The 11,136-nt window shown below is 71.2% G+C and carries 9 protein-coding genes; 6 read left to right on the top strand and 3 right to left on the bottom strand.

Features of this window, described 5'->3' with window-relative positions; translation table 11 throughout:
• Positions 1-302 precede the first annotated feature (302 nt).
• Both ACQPZF_RS13125 and ACQPZF_RS13130 read right to left on the bottom strand, forming a co-directional pair.
• Complete coding sequence (locus ACQPZF_RS13125; RefSeq protein ID WP_433271652.1) at positions 303-482, bottom strand: RGCVC family protein; 180 nt, start codon at positions 480-482, stop codon at positions 303-305.
• 278 nt (positions 483-760) lie between these two features.
• Positions 761-1,330, bottom strand: coding sequence for a snapalysin family zinc-dependent metalloprotease (locus tag ACQPZF_RS13130; RefSeq protein ID WP_433271653.1), 570 nt, complete (start codon positions 1,328-1,330; stop codon positions 761-763).
• A 294-nt stretch (positions 1,331-1,624) separates the two neighbouring features.
• Between ACQPZF_RS13130 and ACQPZF_RS13135 the strand changes: the two genes are divergently transcribed.
• Positions 1,625-3,337, top strand: a complete 1,713-nt coding sequence (locus ACQPZF_RS13135) for a glycoside hydrolase family 13 protein (RefSeq protein ID WP_433271654.1) — start codon at positions 1,625-1,627, stop codon at positions 3,335-3,337.
• A gap of 37 nt (positions 3,338-3,374) precedes the next feature.
• Here ACQPZF_RS13135 and ACQPZF_RS13140 read toward each other — a convergent pair whose 3' ends face one another.
• Positions 3,375-3,833, bottom strand: a complete 459-nt coding sequence (locus tag ACQPZF_RS13140; protein ID WP_433271655.1) for a MarR family winged helix-turn-helix transcriptional regulator — start codon at positions 3,831-3,833, stop codon at positions 3,375-3,377.
• A gap of 104 nt (positions 3,834-3,937) precedes the next feature.
• On the opposite strand from ACQPZF_RS13140, the gene wrbA reads away from it, so the two are divergent.
• The 5 genes from wrbA to ACQPZF_RS13165 all read left to right on the top strand — a co-directional run bounded on the left by wrbA (position 3,938) and on the right by ACQPZF_RS13165 (position 11,105).
• Positions 3,938-4,546: an NAD(P)H:quinone oxidoreductase gene (gene wrbA / locus ACQPZF_RS13145; protein ID WP_433271656.1), complete on the top strand. Its 609-nt coding sequence runs from the start codon at positions 3,938-3,940 to the stop codon at positions 4,544-4,546.
• A 51-nt stretch (positions 4,547-4,597) separates the two neighbouring features.
• On the top strand, positions 4,598-5,989 hold the full coding sequence (locus ACQPZF_RS13150; RefSeq protein ID WP_433271657.1) for a 3' terminal RNA ribose 2'-O-methyltransferase Hen1: 1,392 nt from the start codon (positions 4,598-4,600) through the stop codon (positions 5,987-5,989).
• Positions 5,989-8,475 carry a polynucleotide kinase-phosphatase gene (locus ACQPZF_RS13155; protein ID WP_433271658.1) on the top strand — a complete coding sequence of 829 codons (2,487 nt, stop codon included), beginning with the start codon at positions 5,989-5,991 and terminating at the stop codon, positions 8,473-8,475. Before ACQPZF_RS13150 ends, ACQPZF_RS13155 begins: the two co-directional genes overlap by 1 nt.
• A 164-nt stretch (positions 8,476-8,639) precedes the next feature.
• Positions 8,640-9,548 (top strand): effector-associated domain 2-containing protein, encoded by a 909-nt coding sequence (locus tag ACQPZF_RS13160; RefSeq protein WP_433271659.1) that lies wholly within the window; start codon positions 8,640-8,642, stop codon positions 9,546-9,548.
• Positions 9,549-9,608: 60 nt separating this feature from the next.
• Positions 9,609-11,105, top strand: coding sequence for an effector-associated domain 2-containing protein (locus ACQPZF_RS13165; RefSeq protein ID WP_433271660.1), 1,497 nt, complete (start codon positions 9,609-9,611; stop codon positions 11,103-11,105).
• Positions 11,106-11,136 lie beyond the last annotated feature (31 nt).

Consider the following 11,136-nt stretch of genomic DNA (forward strand, 5'->3'; position numbering starts at 1 on the left):
ATCCTGGTGAGCGGGCACCGGGAAGTCTTCGGTCGCAGACACCTAAAGGCGTCGGCGCGTTCGTCCGATTCGACGAGCCCCGACCGGTGATCAGGCGGGTCGGCCCAGCAGGTTGCGGATGCGCAGCGGACCAGCTCACGGGTCTGCCCGCCGGCGACGCCGACCCCCGATCACGACGGCACGGCGGTGGTGGGTGGGACGCGGTAGCTGCCGCGCCCGGCTCTGTCATGTCGCGGAGGCACCCTTCGCCGACCTGCGGGGTAGCCGCCCCGGGCACCTCATTCCAGTACTTCGAACGCCGCTCAGCCGCTGCCCGCGCAGACACAGCCACGCTCGTGCCGCCCGGTGGCGGTCGCGGTGCAGAACCGCAGCGAGATCGCGTCGTGCTCGGTCAGCCGGTGGGGGCACACGGCGCACTTGTCCGTGTCCCGCTCCTCCACCGCCGCACCGGGGACCTGCGGGTTCACCTGGACACTCGGCATGTCGTGCTCCTCGGATCGGTGTGCTCACGGCCGGGTCGCACGTGCTTCCGTTCCCGATCAGCCGGCGACCGACTCGCGATGCGCCGAGGACGACGCCGGCTCGACTGCCGGCGCACGGAACGCTCTCGGTACCGGCGATGCTACGCCGTCGCCGCCCGCCGGTCCTGCCGGTGCCGACCCCCGGCCCCGTCGCTGCCACCGCACAACGGCTGCCCGAACAGCGAAAGGCCTCGTGGAGCGACTGGGCGCCGCCCCACGAGGCCTTCACGAACCCGGGCTCAGTACACGTAGCACTCCGTGCTCGCGTAGTTCGCCGCACGGACGTCGGTCGAAGCGAGCTGACCGCGGAACTTGCGGTCGACCTCGGCACGCTCCGCCGTGTTCGGCAGGTCGTTCTTGCAGGAAGCCGGAGCGCTGGAACCGGACATCAGGTCGGTGCACAGACCGGTCCTGCGGTCGGGCAGACCCAGGATGTGGCCGATCTCGTGGGTCGCGATGCGGGGCCGGTAGTGGCCCTGCTGGACGGCCTGGCGTCCCATGTAGACGGTGCCGTTGCCCAGCGTTCCCGGGTAGGCGCGGGGCCAGCCGTTGTCCGCGAGGATCCGGATGTTCGTCGGCGTGCCCGGACCCTTCTTGACCAGCTTGACGTTCGCCACGGAGTTGTTCCAGTTCTCCGCGGCCTTGTCCCAGTCCGCCACGAACTCCTGGGCCTGGGCGGTGTCGTAGTACAGGGTGCGCACCAGCGCCTTCGCGTCCGCCGCCGACGCGCTGGGCACGGTGACCGCCACCAGCGGCAACAGCAGACCCAGGGCCAGTACGGCGGCACGCGCGACCTTTCGCACGAGCATGGTGATCTCCTTTGAGCAGGGAACAGCAGGGAACCGGTGACAGGGAGGCTCCCGCAGCCCAAGTAACCATGGGTAGCCGACGATGACCAGACCCGTACGGAGGGTTGTGTGGGCTGGACGCGGGGATTGGTGTGTTCCGAACAAAGGTGCTACCGCCGCCCGTCGTAATCGGCTGCTCCGGATGCCGGCATACCTGTCCTTTAATCGAACACCCGCTTTCTGTTGCCGGACACCGGGGCGTCCTGCGTAGGGTGGACCCCGACGTCGTCAGGTAACCGTCTGCAAAGGACTTACATGGCACACGACCGGACGTTGGCAGCCCCGTGGTGGACCTCCGCCGTCGTCTACCAGGTCTACCCGCGCAGCTTCGCCGATTCCGACGGCGACGGGATCGGCGACCTCCCCGGCATCACCGCGCGGCTGGACCACCTGTCGCGGCTCGGCGTGGACGTCGTCTGGCTCTCGCCGGTCTACGCCTCGCCGCAGGCCGACAACGGTTACGACATCTCCGACTACCAGTCCGTCGACCCGGTGTTCGGGACGCTGGAGGACTTGGACCGGCTGCTCGCCGAGGTGCACGCGCGCGGCATGAAGCTGATCATGGACCTGGTGGTCAACCACACGTCCGACGAACATCCGTGGTTCGTGGAATCACGGTCCTCGAAGGACAGTCCGAAGCGCGACTGGTACTGGTGGCGGCCGGCGCGGGACGGGTTCGAGCCGGGGCAGCCGGGTGCGGAGCCGACCAACTGGGAGTCGTTCTTCTCCGGTCCCACCTGGACGCTGGACGAGGCGACCGGCGAGTACTACCTGCACCTGTTCGACCGCAAGCAGCCCGACCTGAACTGGGAGAACCCCGAGGTGCGGCAGGCGGTCCACGCCATGATGCGGTGGTGGCTGGACCGGGGCGTCGACGGCTTCCGGATGGACGTAGTCAACTTCCTCTCGAAGGACCCCGCGCTGCCCGACGGCGCGACCACCGGGTTCGGCGCGCTCGGTGACGGTTTCCCTTATTACGCAATGGGTCCGCGCATCCACGAGTTCATCCACGAGATGCACCGCGAGGTGTTCGAGGGACGCGACGGGCGGCTGCTGACCGTCGGCGAGATGCCCGGCGTCACGTGGGAGCAGGCCCGGCGGTTCACCGATCCCGCGCGCCGCGAGCTGGACATGGTGTTCCAGTTCGAGCACGTGTCGCTGGACCACGGCCCGGCGGGCAAGTTCGACCCGAGGCCGCTGGACCTGCGCGACCTCAAGGCGTCCCTGGGCCACTGGCAGGCCGCGCTGGCCGAGACCGGCTGGAACAGCCTGTACTGGAACAACCACGACCAGCCCCGCGTGGTGTCGCGGTACGGCGACGACGGGCGGTGGTGGCGGGAGTCGGCGACCGCGCTGGCCACCGTGCTGCACCTGCACCGCGGCACGCCGTACGTCTACCAGGGCGAGGAACTGGGCATGACGAACGCGCCGTTCGAGCGCGTCGAGGACATGCGGGACGTCGAATCGCTCAACTACCACCGGCTGGCGGTGGAGGCGGGCGGCGACCCGGAGGCGATCCTGCGCGGACTGCGCGCGATGGGCCGCGACAACGCCCGCACGCCCGTGCAGTGGGACGCCGGACCCAACGCCGGGTTCACCACCGGGGAGCCGTGGATGCGGGTCAACCCCAACCACTCGTGGCTCAACGCCGAGGCGCAGTACGACGATCCGCGGTCGGTGTTCAACCACTACCGGCGGCTGATCGAGCTGCGTCACACGTATCCCGTTGTGGCGTTGGGGGATTTCCACATGCTGCTCGGCGACGACCCGCACATCTACGCGTACCGGAGGGGTTTGGGCGACACCAGGCTGCTCGTCGTCGCGAACCTCAGCGGTGAGGAGCAGACCGCCGTGGTGGACGACGACTGGTCGGCGGAGGATCTGGTGCTGTCCAACGTCGACACGGCACGCGTGGACGGCGGTCGGGTGGTCCTGGGTCCGTGGGAGGCGCACGTCTTCGTGCGTTGAGTCCGGCCGCCGGCCGCCGGCCGCCGGCCGTCAGTCGTCAGCCGTCGCGCCAAGCCCGCTGCCCTTCGACGACCGCTCCGAAGGCCCGCTTGAACTCCGCGAACGACGCCACGCCGAGCGCCCGCGCGTGCCGTTCCTCGATAGCGGCCAGGATGGCGTCCGACCGGGTCATCTGGTCGAGCCCGCGCGCGGTCGGCACGACGAGTTTCGCGCGGCGGTCGGTGGGGTCCGGGCGGCGCTCCACGTAGCCGAGGGCCTCCAGCTCGTCCAGCAGCTTGCCGACGACCTGCTTGTGCTGCCCGGACTGGCGGCCGAGATCGGTGGCGCGGCTGCCCTCCTCGTCCAGGTAGGCGAGCACCGCGCCGTGCTGCGGGCGCAGGTCGGGGTGGCCCTGCGCGGCCAGGGTCTCGAACAGCTCCTCCTGCACCGCGAACAGCAGCCGGCTGGTCAGCACGCCCAGGTCGGGGTCGGTTCGCTTGCGGTCGCTCCGGCGCACGCTCCTCCTTCAAGTCACCTGCGGTGATAGTCACCTATTTTGACTATCACCTCGTCTGACTATACCGTCTTCGGCAGCAGATCACCCGCTGAGGAGCACAGGTCATGAACAGCCAGGTCAACGTCTCCGTCGTGTACTACTCCGCCACCGGCACCGTCGCGGCCATCGCCCGGGAGATCGCCGAAGCCGCCGGGAAGGCGGGCGCGGAAGTGCGGCTGCGCAAGGTCGCCGAACTCGCGCCGCGGGCCGCCGTCGACGCCAACCCCGCGTGGCGGGCGAACGCCGACGCCACCGCCGGCGTCGAGGTCGCCACCGCCGACGACCTGCTGTGGGCGGACGCCGTCATCATGGGCACGCCCACCCGGTTCGGCAACGTGTCGTCGCAGCTCAAGCAGTTCCTGGACACGCTGGGCGGGGTCTGGCACCAGGGTCTGCTGGCGGACAAGGTGTACAGCGGGTTCACCGCCACCGGCACGCTGCACGGCGGCCAGGAGTCGACGCTGCTCGCGCTCACCCAGACGTTCCACCACTTCGGCGGCATCGTCGTCGCGCCCGGCTACACCCACCCGGACAAGTTCGTGGACGGCAACCCGTACGGCACCTCGCACCACGACGCGGGCGGCACGGCCGCAGTCGACGAGGTCACCCGCGCGGCGGCCAGGGTGCAGGCCCAGCGGGTGGTGCGGTTCGCGCGCACGGTGAGGGCGGCGTGAGGTTGCGTTAATCGGGCGCGTCCGCCGCTCGCGGTCGTCCACACTGGCCGGGTGCTGTTGACGTTGACCACCACCCACCGCCCCGCGACCGACCTCGGGCACCTGCTGCACAAGCATCCCGATCGGGCGCAGTCGTTCACCACGTCCTCGGGGACCGCGCACGTGTTCTACCCCCGCGCGGACGAGGAGGAGTGCACCGTCGCGCTCCTGTTGGAAGTCGATCCCGTGGCGCTCGTGCGAGGTCCCGGCAGCACCCTTACCCAGTACGTCAACGACCGCCCCTACGCGGCCGGCTCGCTGCTGACGGTCGCGCTCGGCTCGGTGTTCCGCACCGCGATGAACGGCCGCAGCGAGTCCCGCAAGGAGTTGGCCGCCACGCCGATCCCGCTCACCGTGCGCGTCCCGGTGCTGCCGCACCGCCTGGTGGAACGGCTGTTCACGCCGCTCGGCTGGACCGCGAGCATCGCGCCGATCGCGCTGGACGAGCACGGCGACTCCCGTTACGCCGACGTCACCCTCACCGGCACGCTCACACTGTCCGACGCCCTCAAGCACCTGTACGTGCTGCTGCCCGTCCTGGACGGCAGCAAGCACTACTACGTCGCCGAGGACGAGGTGGACAAGCTGTTGCGCGCCGGTGAGGGCTGGCTGGGCGGCCACCCCGACCGCGAGCTGATCACCACCCGCTACCTGATGCGCCGCCGCCCGCTGGTGGAGTCCGCGCTGTCCCGGCTCGCCGACGTCGAGGAGGTCGAGCCGGAGGAACTGGACAACGCGCTCGCCGGACCCCGCGTCTCGTATGCCGACCCCGCCGTCGCGCTCGCCGGCCCCCGCGTCCCGCTCGCCGTGCAGCGCCGGGAAACCGTGTTGGCACAGCTCAAAGAGGCCGGGGCGCGGCGGGTGCTCGACCTGGGCTGCGGCGGCGGCGCGCTGCTGCGGGCCCTGCTCGCCGAGCCGGAGTTCACCGAGGTCCACGGTGTCGACGTGTCCGCGCAGGCGTTGCAGGTCGCGGCGCGCACGCTCGGCGTGGCCCGGATGGGCGACCGGCAGCGGGCGCGGCTGACGTTGCGGCAGTCGTCGCTGACCTACGCCGACCCGGACCTCGCCGGGTACGACGCGGCGGTGCTGATGGAGGTCGTGGAGCACCTGGACCCGGTGCGGCTGCCCGCGCTGGAGCACTCGCTGTTCGTCGTCGCCCGGCCGCGCACCGTGCTGGTGACCACGCCGAACGTCGAGTACAACGCGCTGTTCGACACGTTGCCGGCGGGGCGGTTCCGGCACTCGGACCACCGCTTCGAGTGGACGCGCGCGGAGTTCCGCGCGTGGGCCGGCGGTGTCGCGCGGCGGCGCGGGTACGCGGTCCGCCACCTGCCGATCGGGCCGGAGGACGCCGAACGCGGCGCGCCGACGCAGCTCGCGGTCTTCACCCTGGGGGACGACTGATGGAACTCAAGATCCCGGACCTGTGCCTGGTGGTGCTGGTCGGCGCGTCCGGCTCGGGCAAATCCACGTTCGCGCGCAAGCACTTCGCGCCCACGCAGATCCTGTCCAGCGACTACTTCCGAGGTCTGGTCGCCGACGACGAGAACGACCAGTCGGCGTCCGGCGCGGCGTTCGAGGCCCTGCACTTCGTGGCGGGCAAGCGGTTGGACGCCGGCCGCACCACCGTGGTGGACGCGACGAACGTGCAGCGCGCCGACCGCGCGCACCTGATCGAGCTGGCGCGCGAGCACAACGTGCTGCCGGTGGCGATCGTGCTCGACCCACCGGAAGAGGTCTGCCTGGCGCGCAACGCGTCCCGGCCGGACCGCGACTTCGGGCCGCACGTGGTGCGCCGGCACCGGGCCGCGTTGCGGAAGTCGGTGAAGTTCCTCGGCAAGGAGGGCTTCAAGCGGGTGCACGTCCTGCGCACCCAGTCCGAAGTGGACGATGCGGTCATCGTGCCGGAGCGGCTGCTCAACGACCTCCGCCACGAGCGCGGGCCGTTCGACGTGATCGGCGACGTGCACGGGTGCCGCGCGGAGCTGGAGGAACTGCTCACCGGGTTGGGTTACGACCTGGTGCGGGACGACGAAGGCCGCGCGGTGGACGCCGTGCCGCCGGCGGGTCGGCGGGCGGCGTTCGTCGGCGACCTGGTCGACCGGGGGCCGGACACGCCCGGCGTGCTGCGGCTGGTGATGGGCATGGTCGAGGCCGGGCACGCGTTCGCGGTGTGCGGCAACCACGAGCAGAAGCTCGTCCGCGCGCTGCGGGGCCGCAACGTCCAGGTCAAGCACGGCCTCGCCGAGTCGTTGGCGCAGCTCGCGGGGGAGTCGGAGGAGTTCCGCGAGCGAGTGGAGCGGTTCTGCGACGGCCTGGTCGCCCACTACGTGCTCGACGGCGGCGACCTCGTGCTGGCGCACGCCGGTCTGCCGGAACGCTTCCACGGCCGCGCTTCCGGGCGCGTGCGCAGCTTCGCGCTGTACGGTGACACCACGGGCGAGACCGACGAGTACGGCCTGCCGGTGCGCTACCCGTGGGCGAACGAGTACCGGGGGCGGGCGACCGTCCTGTATGGACACACGCCGATCCCGGAAGTGGAGTGGGTCAACAACACCTTGTGCCTGGACACCGGTGTGGTGTTCGGCGGCAAGCTGACCGCGCTGCGCTACCCGGAACGCGAAGTCGTGTCGGTGCCCGCGCACGAGGTCTGGTACGAGCCGGTCCGACCGCTGGTCGCGGCGGCTCCGGTACGCGAGCCGGACGTCCTGGCGCTGTCCGACGTCACCGGCCGCCGGGTGATCGACGCGGCCCACCTGGGCCGGATCACGGTGCGCCCGGAGCAGTCGGCGTCGGCGCTGGAGGTGATGAGCCGCTTCGCGATCGACCCGCACGCGCTGCTGTACCTGCCGCCGACGATGGCCCCGACCGCGACGTCCCGACGGCCGGACGTGCTGGAGCACCCGGAGGACGCCTTCGCCGAGTACCGCGCCGCCGGCGTGCGCGAGGTGATCTGCGAGGAGAAGCACATGGGCTCGCGCGCCGTCGTGTTGGTGCGCCAGGACTCCGGCGCGGTCTACACCCGCACCGGGCGCCCGTTCTTCGACGGCGGCCTGGCCGACGAGTTCCTGGCCCGCGTGCGCGCGTCCGTGACGGAAGCGGGCCTGTGGGACCGGTTCGAGACGGACTGGCTGCTGCTGGACGCCGAACTGCTGCCGTGGAACGCCAAGGCGACCGGTCTCATCAAGGACCAGTACGCGGCGGTGGGCGCGGCGGCGGTGGGCGCGCTCACGTCGGCCGCGGACGTGCTGGCGCGTGCCCGCGACCGGGGTGTCGACGTGGCCGACCTGTTGTCCCGCACCGAGTCGCGCCTGTCCAACGCCAGCGGCTACCGCGACGCCTACCGGCGGTACTGCCGGCCGACCGACGGCCTCGACGGCGTGCGCCTGGCCCCGTTCCAGCTCCTGGCGGCCCGCGGGCGGACGTTCCACGACCGTGACCACCGCTGGCACCTCGACGTGCTGTCGACGCTGGAGGGCGACGCGTTCACCCGCACCCGTCACCTGGTGGTCGACACCGCGGACGACGAGCAGGTGGCCGCCGGCATCCGCTGGTGGGAGGACCTGACCGCGGCGGGCGGTGAGGGCATGGTGGTCAAGCCGCTGGCCAACCTGACCCGGGGCGGGCGGGGTCTGGTCCAGCCGGGGATCAAGGTCCGGGGCCGCGAGTACCTGCGGATCGTCTACGGCCCGGACTACACGGAGCCGGCGAACCTGGAGCGCCTGCGGCAGCGGCGCCTGGGCACGAAGCGGTCACTGGCGCTGCGCGAGTACGCCCTGGGCCTGGAGGCCCTCGAACGGGTGGCCCGCGACGAGCCCCTGTGGCGCGTGCACGAATGCGTGTTCGCGGTGCTGGCGCTGGAATCCGAGCCGGTGGACCCGCGGCTGTAGGACCTGCCGGACCGCGCGTTGCGCCGGGTGGCCCCGTCCGGACCACCCGGCGCAGAGCACCTTGGTCCTGCCGGGCGATCATTCGCCGCTGCTCTCACGCTATCGGCGCACTCGTGGTTACCGTGGGCGTGCGCGCACACCGGAACCGATCGAGGTGATCGTTTGTGTTATCGCACGAGTTCCCGCTGCCGTACACGATCCTGGTTTTCGACGTCGACCGTTACGGTGATCCGTCGCGCACCGACCTCCACCGCACCGCCGTGCACGACGGGCTCAACCGGGCGGTGCGGCGGGCTTTCGTGGTGGCGGGGGTCGAGTGGGATTCCTGCGACTGGCAGGACGGCGGCGATGGCGCGCTGATCTTGATTCCGGTGGACACGCCCAAAGCGGTGGTGCTGAACCGGGTGGTCCGCTATCTGGCCGACCACATCCGCGAGCACAACGAGGTGTCCGCGCCCGGCGCGGGCATTCGGCTGCGATTGTGCCTGCACGCCGCCGACGTGCGCCGCACGGAGTACGGCGTGGTGGGCAGCGGCATCATCCTGGTCAGCCGTCTGCTGGACTCCGCAGAATTACGGAATGAATGCCGGAATTCGCCCGAGCCGATCACGCTGGCGGTCACCGACTGGTTCTTCCGCGAGGTGGTCCGGCACGATCCGGTGGCCGATCCGGCGAAGTTCCGGGAAATCCGCTTCCGGGTGAAGGAGACGGAAACCGCCGCCTGGGTGAAGTCCGCCGGGCACCCGCCACCGCCGGTCGCGCCACCTGCCCCGGCCTCGCCGGATCGGCTGACGGTGCTGGTGGAAGCCCTGATGGAAGTGCCGAGCGTGCGAGACGACCTCGGCCGCCAAACGCTCCTCGAACTGCTCCCGCGGTCGATCGGTGGAGCCGTCCGCTACCAGCCGCGCACCCGTCCGCACGTATTCGAACTGGTCCGGACTTGTCGCGACTACGACGACGGTGTCACCGCGCTGTTCACCGCCCTGCGCCAACTGGAGGGCGACTCCGGGCCGGTCCGCCGCGCGGAAGCCGCCGCACGCGAATGGACCCGCGCAGAAGAGGAGATCGGATAGCCCGGCCGGCCTTACGATAAGACCGGGGCGCCATGGCGGACAACCAGAGGGGGAGCCGACGTGCGGACACCACGGGAGCCGGAACAAGAAGTCTTATGGCAGCTCGTCGATTCCCTGAGCCACATCCCCGTGCTCGCCGAGCTGCACGGGCGCAACCTCGTCGTCAGAATGCTCTGCGACGAACTCGGCGAAGTGCTGCCGATCGAGGAGCAGGGCTACCGGCTCATGCACCTCTACGACATCGTGGTGGCCTGCCGGCAACGTCCACTGGGGTTGTCCGCACTTGTGCGGGTGGTGGGCCGTTTGGACAAAGGCTCGCGGCACATGGCGAAAGTGCGCAACGCCGTTTACGACATGACGGTGCTGCCGTACTGGCCGTTCGAAGTGCGCCACACGGTGATCACTTTGCTGCGCGAGGTGCACGTCGAGGATGTCGACGAGGTGTACCGCGCGGTCGCGGGCCCGACCGCGCCGCAGCTTCCGCCGAACTCCGACTACCTGGACGCCTTCAGCCTGCTGGAGACCCTCAACGCGCGGCCGGACGGCCTGCCGAAGCCGCTGGTGTTCATCGAGCACCTGGCGGCGCGGGCCCGGCCGGAGGTGGCGCTGGAGCTGCACCGCTGGGCGGGCGTGCAGGGCGAGCGGCTGGGACTGGCCGACGAGCTGCGCGCGGTGCGCCACGACTTCCGCGACGCGGAGGCGCCGCTGCGCCGGCGTCGCAAGTCCGACGGCTTCCTGGTGTTCTCGCTGCAACGGGTCGGCGCGACGGGCGACCGGTTCGAGCTGGTGCACTGGCGGCAGCTCGGCATGCAGGACGGGTGGTACCCGATGCGGGTCGCCGAGCACGTCGGCGACCTGGAGTCGGTCAAGCACGCGGTCGCCGCGCTGATCGTGCACATCGAGGGCCACTGGGCCGACTTCGACCCGAGCTACCACGTGGAGTTCGTGCTGTCGGCGGAGATGCTGAACCTGGACGTCGACCAGTGGAGCTGGGAGACCGACCCGGAGGGCGTGCCGCAACCGCTGGGATGCCGCTACCCGGTGGTGGTGCGCAGCCTGGAGCGGATGGGCAAGCGGCAGTGGCACCGCGAGTGGCGGGCGCGGTGGGCGGAGCTGGCGGCGCAGCTCGACGACGACGGCGTGGTCGCGGAGCGGTCGGCGTGCTGGGGCCGGGACGGCGGCCAGGCCGGGCTGCGGGAGCTGATGGCCGCGTTCGACCAGTGCCCCGGCGCGGTGTCGCTGGTGCTCAGCTCGCCGCCGCGGGCCGAGCGCCCCGGCCGGGAGCAGATCGCGGTCGGGCTGCGGGCGGGCGTGCCGGTGGTGCTGTGGCACCGCGACAAGTGCGACGGCGGCTTCGTCAAGCTCGCGCGCGAGCTGCTGCACACCGGCGACCGGCGCGGCCTGCTGGAACGGGTGCGGCTGGCCCGCACGGTGGCGTTCGCCGAGGGCCCGGACACCGCGCACCCGGCCTACGCGCTGACCGTCCTGTACGACGACCCGGGCCGGATGGTCGTGCCCCTCCACCCCAAGGCGCCGGAAGGAGCGTCGGCGGCATGAGCACCGAGACGGACGCCGTCCACACCAGGGC

The sequence above is a fragment of the Actinosynnema sp. CS-041913 genome, from assembly GCF_050942485.1.
In the GTDB taxonomy this organism is placed as follows: domain Bacteria; phylum Actinomycetota; class Actinomycetes; order Mycobacteriales; family Pseudonocardiaceae; genus Actinosynnema.

What these genes read in the sequence shown, in the direction of transcription:
- ACQPZF_RS13125 (WP_433271652.1), bottom strand. Translation starts at nt 482, where the DNA reads ATGCCGAGTGTCCAGGTGAACCCGCAGGTCCCCGGTGCGGCGGTGGAG.
- ACQPZF_RS13130 (WP_433271653.1), bottom strand. Translation starts at nt 1,330, where the DNA reads ATGCTCGTGCGAAAGGTCGCGCGTGCCGCCGTACTGGCCCTGGGTCTG.
- ACQPZF_RS13135 (WP_433271654.1), top strand. Translation starts at nt 1,625, where the DNA reads ATGGCACACGACCGGACGTTGGCAGCCCCGTGGTGGACCTCCGCCGTC.
- wrbA (WP_433271656.1), top strand. Translation starts at nt 3,938, where the DNA reads ATGAACAGCCAGGTCAACGTCTCCGTCGTGTACTACTCCGCCACCGGC.
- ACQPZF_RS13155 (WP_433271658.1), top strand. Translation starts at nt 5,989, where the DNA reads ATGGAACTCAAGATCCCGGACCTGTGCCTGGTGGTGCTGGTCGGCGCG.